This window comes from Virgifigura deserti, assembly GCA_003576685.1.
GTDB classification, from domain to species: domain Bacteria; phylum Pseudomonadota; class Alphaproteobacteria; order Dongiales; family Dongiaceae; genus Virgifigura; species Virgifigura deserti.
The window spans coordinates 24,759-37,983 of sequence record QOZR01000007.1 but is presented as its reverse complement, the minus strand read 5'-3'; the positions used below and the strand labels follow the sequence as shown (position 1 = coordinate 37,983).

Here is a 13,225-nt window from a genome sequence, read left to right as displayed (position 1 = left end):
CGAATCACGATCTCCAGAACGGCTTGCGAACCTCGCGGACGACCTCGAGCCGGTTGAGGCCGATGTCTTTCAGCATGCGCTCGTCGAGGGCGGCGAGCACCCGCCGCTGACGTGCGTTCTCACGCCACGCCAGAACGAGATCGATCGCTCTTCGAGCAATGGTCGAGGGAACGTGCGTGCTGCTGTGCGGCTTACTCGCGGCGGCGCATCGGCGTTTGGCGAACCAAGGCCTCGGCTCAATGAAGGGGGCGCTGAATCGTGACCGCATCGAGTTCGCCCGCTTGCTACCTCACAGTCTTCGGATGCCCAATGGATGCAGGGCCGAGTGTCTGTAGGCAAACGAGTTCTTCTCCTCGATGCGTGAGCAACACTCACCAAGCGACCGACCGCACTGCCGGACTTCGGCTGACGCGCATTTTCGCTTGACGCCTTCGGCTGACGGGTGAAGAGTGGAAAAAAATACAATGAACGAAAAAAATTTCAGGAGGAAACGATTCGCGTCGCATCACCAGAGGCGAGCCTCGCCACGCGCGCCGCTTGGCTGTCCTTTGTCGGGGGCTATACCCAGGGGCAGATCGCGGAGCGGCTTGGCGTGTCCGCGGTCAAGGTTCACCGGCTGATCGCCCAGGCGCGCCAACTCGGTCTCATCAAGGTTTTCGTCGAAGGGGCCCCGGCCGAATGCATCGAGGTCGAGGATCGTCTCGTCCGGCTATTCGGTCTGCGCTTCTGCACGGTGATCCCGGCCATGTCCATGCCCGGATCCGACGAGTCCACCCGCACCATCGCGGCCTTGGGGGTTGCAGGCGCCCAGTTCCTGGCGGGCTATCTCGAGCAGGTCGGCGCCAAGGTGATCGGCGTCGGCCATGGCCGAACGCTCGCGGCCGTCGCCGACCAGCTTCCGACCATTCCGCGGCCCGATCACCGGTTCGTGTCGCTGCTCGGAAGCTTGACGCGGCGGGCCGCGACGAACCCGTTCGATGTCATCCACCGCCTGGCCGAGCGCACCGGCGGCGAGGGCTATTTCCTGCCCATCCCGTTCATTGCCGACAGCGCCGAGGCCAAGGCGGTCCTGATGGCGCAGCAGAGCGTGCGCGAGATCGTGCGGCTGGCACGGCAGGCGGAGATGTTCGTCGTCGGTGTCGGCGAGCTCGGCGCCGAGGCGCATATGAAGCAGGTCGGTCAGTTGACCGACCTGGAATATGAGGCCCTGCGCGAGGCCGGCGCGATCGGCGATCTCATCGGACACTTCCTCGACGCCGACGGCAAGCCCGTCGATTGCGAGGTCAACGAGCGCACCCTCGGCCTGCGAATCGAGGATCTGCGCGACCGCGAGGTCATCGCCGTCGCCGGCGGCGGCGGCAAGCGCGATGCCATCCTTGCGGCGCTTCGGAGCGGCGTCCTTACCGGCTTGATCACCGATGAGGTCGCGGCCCAACAGATCGTGGCCCTCGAACAGGATGCACGATCCGCTTCAATCACCGCCGGGAACCGGCTCGACCGGACGCGAACGGCGTAATCACCTGCGATAGGGAGGAGACTAATGTCCAAACGCGTAGACGATCTGTTCGACGCCCATTTATCGAAGAAGCTGGGGCGCCGCGAACTGGCGAATCGGGCGGCCAGACTGGGGCTCGGCGGTGTTGCTGCGGGCTATCTTCTCAACGCGGCCGGCACACGGGCGCTCGCCGCGGGAAGTTTCGATTGGAAGGCGCATCAGGGCACGACGGTCAGGCTGCTGTTGAACAAGCACCCCTATACCGACGCCATGATCAACAACCTGGACAACTTCAAGGAGTTGACCGGGATGGATGTGGTTTACGACGTCTTCCCCGAGGACGTCTATTTCGACAAGGTCACCGCGGCCCTCTCCAGCCGCTCCTCGCAATATGACGCCTTCATGACGGGCGCCTATCAGACTTGGCAGTACGGCCCGGCCGGGTGGCTCCGCGACGTGAACGAATGGATCGGCGATCCGTCGAAGACTGCGGACACCTACAACTGGGACGATCTGCTGCCCAATCTCCGCGCCTCGACCGCCTGGAGCGGCGTCCCCGGCGAGGCGCTGGGCGGATCCGGAGCGAAGCAATGGGCCGTGCCCTGGGGCTTCGAGCTCAACAGCATTTCCTACAACCGGCGGATGTTCGACGCCGCCGGCGTGACGCCGCCGGAGAACATGGAAGACCTGATGGAGAAGGCCGCGAAGCTGACCAGCGGCGACGTATACGGCATCGGCGCCCGCGGCACGCGCAGCTGGGCGACGATCCACCCGGGCTATCTGTCCGGCTTCACCAACTTCGGCGCCCGCGACTTCGTCGTCGAGGACGGCAATTTGAAAGCCGCGATGAACAGCCCCGAGGGCAAGAAGTTCACGCAGATGTGGATCGAGATGCTGCAGAAGTCCGGCCCGCGGAACTGGACGACCTACACCTGGTACGAGGTCGGAAACGATCTCGGCGCCGGTGCGTCGGCGATGATCTACGACGCCGACATCCTCGGCTACTTCCAGAATCGCGGCACCAAGGAGGCGGGCAACATCGGCTACGCCGCCTTCGCGCCCAACCCGGAGGCCGAGCAGCCGACGCCGAATGTGTGGATCTGGTCGCTGGGCTTGAGCGCCTTCTCCGAGCAGCCGGATGCCGGATGGCACTTTATCCAATGGGCGACCGGCACCGAGCACACCACCTTCGGCGCGACGCAGGCCGACCTGGTGAACCCGGTGCGCCAATCGGTGTGGAACAATGCCGACTTCCAGGCCCGGCTGAAGAAGGACTATCCCGGCTATCTCGAGCAGTACCAGCAGTCGAGCGACGGTTCGAAGATCTACTTCACGCCGCAGCCGCTGTTCTTCAACCTGACCACCGAGTGGGCCGCCAGCCTGCAGAAGATGCATGCGAACCAGGTGAGCGTCGACGAGGGGCTGGACCAACTTGCCGAGTCGGTCAACCAGCAGCTCCGTAACGCGGGCATTGCCCAGTAAGCGCGTCGACGCGGCGCAGGTGCGGCGCTGGCGATCCGCGCCGCACCTGCGTCCCTTTTTCAACCCCGTGGACTGAATCGAGGGAGTCCAAGCCGTGGTCGAACTTGCCCAGGACCGGGCGCTGCCCCGGGCGCGATCCAGCGCCAGGGACTGGTTGTTGCCCTATCTGCTCAGCCTGCCGTCGCTGCTGGTGACGATCGGCATCCTGATCCCGTTCGGCACCGCGGTCTATTACTCGATGGAGCGCTATAACTTGGCGTTCCCGGCGGGCCGGCAGTTCATCTGGTTCGGCAACTACATCAGCCTGTTCGGCGATCCGGGCTTCTGGAACACCCTGCAGGTTTCGCTGCTCTATACGCTGCTCTGCGTCGGCATCCAGCTTCTGCTGGGCCTTGGAATCGCGCTGCTTCTGGTTCGGCGCACTTGGTTCAACGACGTCATGAGCGTGCTTCTCATCCTGCCGCTGATGGTTGCGCCGGCGATCGCCAGCCTGATGTGGAAGCTGATGACGAACCCGAGCTTCGGGATCCTGAGTTATCTGCTCACGCTCGTCGGCGTCGAGCGGTTTCCCTGGGCCTCGTCCCCGGACACGGCGCTCTTCACCGTCGTCCTGGTCGATACCTGGGTCTATACGCCGTTCATCACCATTCTGCTGCTCGCAGGCCTGCGCGCGCTGCCCAAGCAGCCATTCGAGGCGGCCGAGCTCGACGGCGTGCCGCAAAGCTTCGTGTTCTTCCGCATCACCCTGCCGATGCTGATGCCCTATATCCTGACGGCCGGCCTCTTCCGGATGCTGGAGGCGATCCAGCAGTTCGACATCATCTACGCGATGACGCAGGGCGGGCCCGGCGACACGCTCATGGTGTTCCAGATCCAGGCCTATCTCTCGGCCTTCACCTACACCAATATCGGCCGCTCGGCCGCGGTCCTGATGGTGCTGTGGGCGATCACCTTCCTGCTTAGCAACTTGGTGATCAAGCGCTGGCTGAAGCTGCGTGAACGCCGGCACGGCAACGCGTGAGGAGGGCGTCATGATCGTCAAAGCTGTCCGCGCCGTGCTGCTGGCCCTGGTCGCGCTGTTCTTTCTCTTCCCGATCTTCTGGGTCCTGCTGATGAGCGTGATGACCAACCAGGACATCCTGCGCAGCCCGCCCAGCCTGATCTTCGAGCCGACGCTCGAAAACTACGTCGCGCTGATCTCGGGTCAGCTCGATACCAGCGTCGGCACGCTCGAGGTCGCCTATATGCGCAACCTCATGAACAGCCTGATCCTGGGCGTCGGCTCAGTCCTGCTGTCGCTGCTGCTGGGGGTGCCGGCCGCCTACGCCTTCGCCCGGTTCCGCTTCAGGCTCGGCGAGAACATCGCCTTCACGCTGCTGAGCTTCCGGTTCGCGCCGCCGCTCCTCGTGCTGCTGCCGCTCCTGTTCTATTTCCAGCAGCTCGGCCTTTATGACACCTATTTCGGACTCATCTGGGTCTATCAGCTCATCACCCTGCCGCTGATCCTCTGGATCGTACGGGGTTATTTCGAGGATATCAGCGAGGATATCGAGCATGCCTACCGGCTCGATGGGCATTCCTGGCTCGCGACCTTCCTCAGGATCGCGATTCCGCTCGCGCGGCCGGGAATCGCGGCGGCGGCGCTGCTCGCCTTCATCTTCGCCTGGAACAATTTCATCTTCGCGCTGATCCTGGGTTCGAGCGACGTGCAGCCGGTGACCGTCGGTGCGCTCGCCTTCATCACGGCATCGGGCATCAATTACGGCCAGATCGCTGCGGCGCTGGTGCTGTCCGTCGTGCCGACGCTGATCCTGGCGCTGTTCGCGCAGCGCTATCTGGTCGAGGGGCTGAGCCTCGGCGCGGTGAAAGGATAGGGAGGGGGCCATGGCTTATTTCGAGATCGACCGCCTCTCCAAGTCGTTCGGCAAGAGCAAGGTCATCGACAATCTGTCCTTGTCCGTGAGGCAGGGCGAATCGGTCGTCGTGTTCGGCCCGTCGGGCTGCGGCAAGACGGTGCTCCTGCGTCTGATCTCCGGCGTGCTGCGCGCCGATGCCGGCGACATCCGGATCGATGGCGAGAGCATCGCCCATCTGGGGCCGGATCACCGCGACGTGGCGATGGCGTTCCAGAACTTCGCGCTCTACCCGCATATGACGGCGTTCGAGAACATCGCCAGCCCCTTGCGCGCGCGGAAGCTTGCGGAGGCGGAAATCAGCCGCCGCGTTCACGAGCTCGCCGAGCTGCTGCGCATCGACCATGTGCTCGGCCACACACCACGCGAGCTGTCGAACGGGCAGAAGCAGCGAACGTCGCTGGCCCGCAGCCTGGCGGCGCCGCCGGCGGTGCTGCTGCTCGACGATCCGCTGCGCAATGTCGACGCCAAGATCCGCTACGAGATGCGGTTGGAGCTGCCGCGCGTGCTGCGCGAATACCGCTCGACCGTGTTCTACGTCACCCAGGACTACAAGGAGGCGATGGCGCTCGGAAACCGGGTGGGCGTGCTCTATGACGGAACCTTCCAGCAAGTGGACACGCCCGCCGGCATCTATGGCCGGCCCGAGAGCATCCGCATCGCGCGGCTGTTCGGCGATCCGCCCGTGAATCTCCTGCCCGCCCGGCCCGAATTGAGCGGCGACGGCCGTGCCAAGCTGCGCATCGGCGGCAGCGATCTGGTCGGGCCGCCGTCGCTCGAGAGCCTCGTCGGCCGCGATCTGCTGGTCGGCATCCGGCCCGAGGATATCGAGGTGCTGACCGAGCCGGCGGAGGGCGCCATCGCGGTCGAGCTCGATGCGCTCACGCCGCTCAACGTACGCGCGGTGATGCTGCTGCGGGACGGGCAGGGAACCGAGATCCTGGCCTCCTGCCCGGAGGACGATCGCCCGCCGCTGAGCCGCGGACGCCGCCAGGTTTGGGCGCGGCTGGATCTCGGCCGCGCGCTGTTCTTCGACCGCGCGACCGAGATGCGAATTCACTGAAGAACCCAGGGAAGAACGCAGGAAACACAGGGCAGCATGGCGTCTCTCAGTCTCGACAAGGTCAGCAAGATCTATGGGCCGCGGCGGCAAGCCGGGGTCCTGGCGGTGCGCGACCTCACGATGCGGATCGACGATGGCGAAATCGTCGGCCTGCTCGGCTCTTCCGGCTGCGGCAAGACGTCGACCTTGCGCATGATCGCCGGCTTCGAGAGCGTGACGCAGGGCGAAATTCGGATCGGCGACAGGCGCCTCAACGATCTGCCGCCGGCGCAGCGCGGCGTGGCCATGGCCTTCGAGGGCTATGCGCTCTATCCCCCGCTCAGGATCGAAGACAATATCGCCTTCGGCCTTCTGCGCGCCCGCATGCCGAAGGCCGAGGTCGCCCGCAAGGTGGCGGACGTCGCCCGGCTGCTCGAGATCGAGAACATCCTCGGCAGCTATCCGTCGACTCTCTCGGGCGGCCAGCAGCAGCGCGTCTCGCTTGCCCGCGCCCTGGTCCGCGGCGCCGACCTGCATCTGCTCGACGAGCCGATGTCGCAGCTCGAGCCGCAGCTCCGCGCCATCCTGCGTGCGCGAATCAAGGATTATCTGATCGAGCATAAGATGACGACGGTGTTCGTCACTCACGACCAGACGGAGGCGATCGCGCTCGCCGACCGCATCGCGATCATGGAGGCGGGCGAGCTGCAGCAGTTGGCCTCGCCTGAGGATCTGAAGGAGAAGCCGGCGAACCTGTTCGTCGCCTCCTTCGTCGGCGAGCCGCCGATGAACCTGTTCCCGGCCGAGGTGGATTCGAACAACGCGATCCAGGTGATCAACCGCGCTGACGAGAAGGCCTTCTCGATCGATCTCGACGGCGCCGGCGATGCGGCCGCGCAGATCCTGCATCCCGGTCGCAAGATCCATCTTGGAATCCGCCCGCACCGGATCCGCGTCGGTCCCGTCGGCGTCAATGACGGGGCGAACGCCGTGGCGCGCGGCATGCTGCTGTCGAACCAGTGGCTCGGCGACCAGAGCCATCTGGGCATCAATGTCGGCGGCTGCTTCATGATCGCGGTCAGCGACCGCGACGTCGCGCTCAGGACCGACGAGGCGGTCGATGTCAGCCTGCCGTTCGGTGCGCTGCACGTCTTCGACCGCGACGACGAGCGCGCCCTGCTGCATGGCATGAGCCCGGCGGAGGCCTGAGGATGGCCGCCGATCTGCTCATCGGACTCGATGCCGGCACGTCGGTGATCAAGGCGGTCGTCTTCACTTTCGACGGCGAGCAGGTCGCCTGCGCTTCGGTCAAGAACCGGCTGGCGCATGTGCCGCAGGGCGGCGTCGAGCAGGACATGGACGAGACCTGGGCCGCGACCGCCAAGACGCTGCGCGCGCTGGGCGACGAGGTGCCGGGACTCGCCGACCGCGTCGCCGCGCTTTCGATCACAGGCCAAGGCGACGGCACTTGGCTGATCGACGCAGAGGGGCGGCCGGTGGCACCCGCCTGGCTGTGGCTCGACGGCCGCGCCGGGCCGATCGTTGAGGAGCTGCGCCGCAACGGCGTCGGCGAAGAGGTTCACCGGATCACCGGAACCGGCCTCAACCCGTCGAACCAAAGCGGGCAGCTGCTCTGGCTGCGGCGCCATCGGCCCGAGCTGCTCGCGCGCGCGGCGACCGCCTTCCACTGCAAGGACTGGCTCTATTTCAACCTGACCGGGGAACGCGCGACCGACCAGTCGGAAGCGAACTTCACCTTCGGCGACTTCCGCACACGGGACTATAGCGACGAGGTCCTGAGGCTGTTCGGCCTCGCCGCATTCCGGCATCTACTGCCCGAGCAGGTCGACGGCATGCGCCACCATGGCCGGCTTACCGCCGAGGCCGCGCGGGAAACCGGGCTCAAGGAGGGCATGCCCGTCTGCCTGGCGCCGGTCGATATCCTATGCACCGCGCTCGGCGCCGGGCTCTATGAGCCCGAGCGTCCTGTCGGTTGCACGATCCTGGGCAGTACCGGCGCGCATATGCGGCTTTACCGGAGCGCCGACGCGGTCCAGCTCAAGGCTCCGGTCGGCTACACGATGGTGATGATCGACGCCTGGGCCGGCATCATGTCCAACATGTCGGCGACGCTCAATGTCGACTGGCTGCTCGACCGGGCCGAGGATGTGCTGGGCGCCTTCATGCCGGGCGGCGTGTCGCGCGGTGATCTGCTGGCGCTGATGGACCGCCGCGCTGCCGAGGCGGAGCCGGGCCGTGTCCTGTTCCATCCCTTCATCTACGAGGCCGGTGAGCGCGGGCCGTTCGTCGAGCCGCGGGCGCGGGCACAGTTCCTCGGCCTGACGTCACAGGTCACGTTCTTCGACATGATGCGCGGCGTCTACGAGTCGCTCGGCTTCGCGGCGCGCGATTGCTACGAGGCGCTCGGCCACGCCCCATGCGAGATCCGCCTCGCGGGCGGCGCGGCGCGCAGCCCGACCTGCCGCAGGATTCTGGCGAGCGCGGTCAATGCGCCGGTCCGCCTCGTCGAACGCGAGGAGGCCGGGGCAGCCGGCGCGGCGATGATCGCCGCGGTGGCCATCGGCGCGACGCCGAGCCTGGAGGCGATCTGCAAGGCCTGGGTCGATCCGTTCCTGGGTGCGCTCGAATCCCCGGACCCGCAACTTGTCAAGGCTTACGACGCCCTGTTCCCCATTTACCGCCAAGGTTATCAAGCCATGTTCGATGTCTGGCATGCCCTCCACACTGTGCGGGGAGGACAGTGAGATGACTCCGCTCCGCATTGCGATCGTCGGCGATCATTTCATGAAGCCCGACTATTTCCGGCGCGCGCTGGACGCGGTCGAGGGGCTGGAATTCCATGCGCGTACGCTAGAGCTCGATTGGCCGGATACGCCGATGATCCATGGCGAGAAGGGCACGGAGCTCGAGGGCCTGCGCGAGTTCGTCGGCGACCCCGACGCGGTCGTGGACTTCATCGGCGATGCACAAGTGCTGATCAACCACGTGGCCCCGATCAGCGCCGCCATGCTCACCCGGCTGCCGGCCTTGAAGCTGATCGCGGTCTCGCGTGGCGGGCCGGTCAACATCGACATGGCGGCGGCGCGCGCCCGCGGCATTCCGGTGGTCAACGCGCCCGGCCGTAACGCCAGCGCCGTCGCCGAGTTCACGATCGGCATGATCCTGGCCGAGACGCGCCTCATCACCCTCGGCCACAAGTCCCTGTCGCAGGGGCAGTGGCGCGGCGATCTCTATCGCGAGGACCGGACGGGCGAGGAACTGTCCCAGCAGGTGGTCGGCGTGATCGGCTACGGCCATATCGGCACGCGGGTGGTCCGCTTGCTGAAGCCCTTCGGCTGCACCATCCTGGTCTCAGATCCCTATGTCGCGCTGTCGCCGGAGGATGCCGCCGACGGCGTCGAGCAGGTCGGCATGGACGAGCTCCTGCGGCGATCCGACGTCGTCACCCTGCATGCCCGCGTGACCGAGGAGACGAAGGGATTCCTCGGCGGACCGCAATTCGCGCGGATGAAGCCGGGGGCCTATTTCATCAACACCGCCCGCGGGCCGATGGTCGATTACGACGCGCTTTACGAGGCGCTCCGCTCCCGCCATCTACGCGGCGCGGGCCTGGAAACCTTCGCAAGGGAGCCGCCGCCGCCGGACTGGCCGTTGCTCAGGCTCGACAATGTGACGCTGACGCCGCATATCGCCGGCTCGTCGCGGCGGACCATCGCCTACGCGGCCGAAATGGTCGCCGACGAGGTGCGGCGCTTCGCAGCCGGCGATCCTGCGCTCAATCCCGCCTGACGGCGTCGGCAGGGCAGGAGCGTCGAGACGGCATGGCTGATCTCACCAACGCCAGCATCGCGGATCCGGTCGATCTGCTGGTCGTCGGTGCCGGCGTGAACGGCGCCGGCATTGCCCGCGATGCCGCCGGACGCGGCCTGTCGGTGGTGCTGTGCGACAGGGACGACCTCGCCAGTGGCACCTCCTCGCGCAGCGGCAAGCTGGTGCATGGCGGCTTGCGCTATCTCGAATATTACGAGTTCCGGCTGGTGAGGGAGGCGCTGATCGAGCGCGAGGTGCTGCTGCGTAGCGCGCCGCACATCATCTGGCCGATGCGCTTCGTCCTGCCGCACGACAAGAGCCAGCGGCCGGCCTGGCTGGTCCGGCTCGGGCTGTTCCTGTACGACCATCTCGGCGGGCGCCAGAAGCTGCCGGGCTGCCGCAGGCTCGATCTGCGGACGGAGCCGGAAGGCGAGCCGCTGCTGCCCGGCTACAGCAAGGCGTTCGAATATTCCGACTGCTGGGTCGATGACGCCCGGCTCGTGGTGCTCAACGCGAAGTCGGCCGAGCAGAACGGCGCGGTCGTGCTGCCGCGGACCGAATGCGTCTCGATCCGCCGCGATGGCGATCTCTGGCAAGCCACGCTGCGCGCCGACCATAGCCGGGCCGAGCGGCAGATCCGCGCCCGCATCGTCGTCAATGCTGCCGGCCCCTGGGTCGAGAAGATGCTTGCCGGCGTCGTCGGCTACAACGCCCGCAGCCGGGTTCGGCTGGTGCGCGGCAGCCATCTGATCGTGCGCAGGCTCTATGACGGCCCGCAGGCCTATCTGATCCAGAACACCGACAAGCGGGTGATCTTCGTCAACCCCTATGAAGGCGACTATAACCTGATCGGCACCACCGACATTCCGCAGGACGCCGACCCTGATCAGGTGGCGATCTCGCCGGAGGAGGTCGCCTATCTCTGTGCCGCGACCAACCGCTATTTCAAGCGCAAGATCGCGCCCGAGGACGTGGTGCATTCCTTCTCCGGCGTGCGGCCGCTCTATGACGATGCCGCTGAGGATCCCTCGGCGGTGACCCGCGACTATGTGTTCGACATCGACGCAGAAGCCGGATGCGCGCCGCTCCTGTCGATCTATGGCGGCAAGATCACGACCTACCGTAAGCTCGCCGAACATGCGCTCGAGAAGCTGAAGCCCTTCATGCCGAAGATGGGCGCGGCCTGGACCGGCAATGCGCCGCTGCCCGGCGGCGACATGCCCGATGCGGATTACGAGTCCTACGGCATACGGTTCCGGGCCGAGCGGCCCTGGCTGCCGCAAGCCGTCGCGCAGCATTATCTGCGCTGCTACGGCACCATCGCCGAACGCATCCTCGGCGAGGCCCGGTCGCTCGACGATCTGGGTCGGCATTTCGGCGCCGGCCTCTATGAGCGCGAGGTGCGCTATCTCGTCGACGAGGAATGGGCCATGACCCTGGAGGACATCATCGAGCGCCGCACCAAATACTACCTGCATCTGTCACAAGACGAGATCGCCCGGTTCGCCGCCTGGCTCGCCCGCGAGCGCGGCACCTCGCAGGCGCACGCGGTCTGACGGGGCGATGCTGATGCGCGGAGGAGAGACATGGTCATGAACGACCCGGCGGTCGTCGAGCTGCGGCGGCTTTCGGCCCGCCTCGGGCGGGACGGGTCGCTGATCCAGGGCGCGGGCGGCAACAGCTCGATCAAGCAGGGCGATGTGCTTCTCGTCAAGGCGTCGGGCACCTGGCTGGCCCGGGCCGAGGAGGAGTCGATCTTCGTGCCGGTTCGCCTGAGCGGTGTGCGGGCGCGCATCGCTGCCGCGGAGCCGGACCCGGTGAGCGCCGAGCGGCTGCCGGCCGAGACCGATCGGCCGCTGCGCCCCTCGATCGAGACCACGCTGCACGCGATCCTGCCGCATGCCGTGGTGCTCCATGTGCATTCCGTGAACACGATCGCCTGGGCCGTGCGCGTCGATGGGGAGCAGGCGCTGGCGGAGCGTCTCGAAGGGCTGCGCTGGGCCTGGATCCCCTACGTTCGTCCCGGCCTGCCGCTGGCCCAGGCGGTGGCTCGGGCGGTCGAGCGCGCCGAACCGGATGTCATCGTCATGGCCAATCACGGACTCGTGGTCGGCGGTGCCGACTGTGCCGCTGCGGATGCCCTGCTCACTGAAGTCGAACGGCGTCTCGCCATTTCGCCCCGACCGGCTCGGTCCGGCGACGCCGACAGATTGTCGGAGTTGGCAAAGGGCACCCCGTTCCGGCCCTGCCGGGATACGAACGCCCACATCATCGCCGTCGATCCCGCCCTACGCACCACCGCGACCGGCGGCACGCTTTATCCCGATCACCTGATCTTCCTCGGACCGGGAGCGGTGGCGCTCCGATCCGGCGAGAATCCGGCCGATGCCCTGCGGCGAATCCAAACCCATGACGGCAAGCCGCCCGCCATGCTGCTGGCGCCGGATGCCGGCGTTCTGGTGCGCAACGATCTCTCGGCGGGGGGAGAGGCAATGGTGTCCTGCCTCGCCGACGTGCTGCGGCGCCTACCGTCCGATGCGCCGCTCGTCTATCTGACGCCCGCGCAGGAGGCGGAGCTGCTCGGATGGGATGCGGAGAAATATCGCCAGAGTCTGGACCATTGAACCATACGACACGCGTTTCGAGCGAGACAAAGGAGCTTTCATGACGAGTCGGGGCCAGCGGCAATTGCGCCAGGACATCATCACCACCTGCCAGCAGATGAACGCGCTCGGCATCAACCAGGGAACGTCCGGCAATGTCAGCGTGCGGACGGATGGCGGCTTCCTGATCACCCCCTCCGGTATGCCCTATGACGCGATGAAGCCGGAGCAGGTCGTCGAGATGGATCTCGATGGCGGCTATTACGGCGAGTTCCTGCCGTCGAGCGAATGGCGCATGCATTTCGACATCTATCGCAACCGGTCGGAGGCCGGCGCGGTGGTGCATACCCATGCCACCTTCTGCACCGCGCTGAGCTGCCTTCACGAAAACATCCCGGCCTTCCACTATATGATCGCGGTCAGCGGCGGCACCGACATCCGCTGTGCCGACTACGCCACCTTCGGGACCCAGTCGCTCAGCGAGAATATGCTCGAGGCACTCGAGGGGCGGACCGCCTGCCTCCTTGCCAATCACGGGATGATCTGCTTCGGGCCCAATCTGAAGAAGGCGCTGTGGCTCGCCACGGAGGTCGAGACCTTGGCCCGGCAATATTGGTATGCCCGCCAGGTCGGCGCGCCGGCCCTGCTCGACGAGGCGGAAGTGCAGACCGTTCTCGAGCGCTTCAAGACCTATGGAAAGCAGACGCAGGATCTGGCCTCGGGTGACGCGCTGGCGGTGACGCCGCCACCGCGCAGGGACGCACCGCGAAAAGTGGCGGCTCGCAAGAAGCTGGCCAAATCGAAAGCCAAGTCGAAGGCCAAATCTACGGGCCGGCGTCGGGTTTCCTGAGGTCCGGGC

Annotated in this window: 12 protein-coding genes; 11 read left to right on the top strand and 1 reads right to left on the bottom strand. The window is 66.3% G+C overall.

What is annotated here, in order from left to right:
* Positions 1-4: 4 nt before the first annotated feature.
* On the bottom strand, positions 5-268 hold the full coding sequence (locus tag DT069_RS13290) for a DUF1127 domain-containing protein (protein WP_119460806.1): 264 nt from the start codon (positions 266-268) through the stop codon (positions 5-7).
* A gap of 174 nt (positions 269-442) precedes the next feature.
* On the opposite strand from DT069_RS13290, the gene DT069_RS13285 reads away from it, so the two are divergent.
* From DT069_RS13285 to DT069_RS13235, 11 genes are all read left to right on the top strand, one after another.
* A complete protein-coding gene (locus DT069_RS13285; RefSeq protein ID WP_425450218.1) occupies positions 443-1,516 on the top strand; it encodes a sugar-binding transcriptional regulator in 1,074 nt (357 codons plus the stop codon).
* A 24-nt stretch (positions 1,517-1,540) separates the two neighbouring features.
* The gene (locus DT069_RS13280) at positions 1,541-2,977 is read left to right on the top strand and encodes an extracellular solute-binding protein (protein ID WP_119460805.1); all 1,437 of its coding nucleotides are present in this window, start codon (positions 1,541-1,543) and stop codon (positions 2,975-2,977) included.
* Positions 2,978-3,071: 94 nt separating this feature from the next.
* Positions 3,072-3,998 carry a carbohydrate ABC transporter permease gene (locus tag DT069_RS13275; RefSeq protein WP_425450217.1) on the top strand — a complete coding sequence of 309 codons (927 nt, stop codon included), beginning with the start codon at positions 3,072-3,074 and terminating at the stop codon, positions 3,996-3,998.
* A 10-nt stretch (positions 3,999-4,008) separates the two neighbouring features.
* Complete coding sequence (locus DT069_RS13270; protein WP_119461016.1) at positions 4,009-4,851, top strand: carbohydrate ABC transporter permease; 843 nt, start codon at positions 4,009-4,011, stop codon at positions 4,849-4,851.
* Positions 4,852-4,861: 10 nt separating this feature from the next.
* Entirely contained in the window at positions 4,862-5,953 is a 1,092-nt protein-coding gene (locus DT069_RS13265; protein WP_119460804.1) for an ABC transporter ATP-binding protein, read from the top strand.
* A gap of 36 nt (positions 5,954-5,989) precedes the next feature.
* Positions 5,990-7,141 (top strand): ABC transporter ATP-binding protein, encoded by a 1,152-nt coding sequence (locus DT069_RS13260; RefSeq protein ID WP_119460803.1) that lies wholly within the window; start codon positions 5,990-5,992, stop codon positions 7,139-7,141.
* 2 nt (positions 7,142-7,143) lie between these two features.
* Positions 7,144-8,697, top strand: a complete 1,554-nt coding sequence (locus tag DT069_RS13255) for an FGGY-family carbohydrate kinase (RefSeq protein WP_119460802.1) — start codon at positions 7,144-7,146, stop codon at positions 8,695-8,697.
* A gap of 1 nt (position 8,698) precedes the next feature.
* On the top strand, positions 8,699-9,742 hold the full coding sequence (locus tag DT069_RS13250) for a 2-hydroxyacid dehydrogenase (RefSeq protein ID WP_119460801.1): 1,044 nt from the start codon (positions 8,699-8,701) through the stop codon (positions 9,740-9,742).
* A gap of 32 nt (positions 9,743-9,774) precedes the next feature.
* Positions 9,775-11,319, top strand: coding sequence for a glycerol-3-phosphate dehydrogenase (locus tag DT069_RS13245; RefSeq protein ID WP_119460800.1), 1,545 nt, complete (start codon positions 9,775-9,777; stop codon positions 11,317-11,319).
* A gap of 30 nt (positions 11,320-11,349) precedes the next feature.
* Positions 11,350-12,387, top strand: a complete 1,038-nt coding sequence (locus DT069_RS13240; protein WP_425450216.1) for a class II aldolase/adducin family protein — start codon at positions 11,350-11,352, stop codon at positions 12,385-12,387.
* 40 nt (positions 12,388-12,427) lie between these two features.
* Positions 12,428-13,216 carry a class II aldolase/adducin family protein gene (locus DT069_RS13235; protein WP_119460799.1) on the top strand — a complete coding sequence of 263 codons (789 nt, stop codon included), beginning with the start codon at positions 12,428-12,430 and terminating at the stop codon, positions 13,214-13,216.
* Positions 13,217-13,225: the final 9 nt, after the last annotated feature.

What these genes read in the sequence shown, in the direction of transcription:
- DT069_RS13290 (WP_119460806.1), bottom strand. Translation starts at nt 268, where the DNA reads ATGCGGTCACGATTCAGCGCCCCCTTCATTGAGCCGAGGCCTTGGTTC.
- DT069_RS13245 (WP_119460800.1), top strand. Translation starts at nt 9,775, where the DNA reads ATGGCTGATCTCACCAACGCCAGCATCGCGGATCCGGTCGATCTGCTG.
- DT069_RS13265 (WP_119460804.1), top strand. Translation starts at nt 4,862, where the DNA reads ATGGCTTATTTCGAGATCGACCGCCTCTCCAAGTCGTTCGGCAAGAGC.
- DT069_RS13235 (WP_119460799.1), top strand. Translation starts at nt 12,428, where the DNA reads ATGACGAGTCGGGGCCAGCGGCAATTGCGCCAGGACATCATCACCACC.
- DT069_RS13255 (WP_119460802.1), top strand. Translation starts at nt 7,144, where the DNA reads ATGGCCGCCGATCTGCTCATCGGACTCGATGCCGGCACGTCGGTGATC.
- DT069_RS13270 (WP_119461016.1), top strand. Translation starts at nt 4,009, where the DNA reads ATGATCGTCAAAGCTGTCCGCGCCGTGCTGCTGGCCCTGGTCGCGCTG.
- DT069_RS13250 (WP_119460801.1), top strand. Translation starts at nt 8,699, where the DNA reads ATGACTCCGCTCCGCATTGCGATCGTCGGCGATCATTTCATGAAGCCC.
- DT069_RS13240 (WP_425450216.1), top strand. Translation starts at nt 11,350, where the DNA reads ATGGTCATGAACGACCCGGCGGTCGTCGAGCTGCGGCGGCTTTCGGCC.
- DT069_RS13280 (WP_119460805.1), top strand. Translation starts at nt 1,541, where the DNA reads ATGTCCAAACGCGTAGACGATCTGTTCGACGCCCATTTATCGAAGAAG.
- DT069_RS13260 (WP_119460803.1), top strand. Translation starts at nt 5,990, where the DNA reads ATGGCGTCTCTCAGTCTCGACAAGGTCAGCAAGATCTATGGGCCGCGG.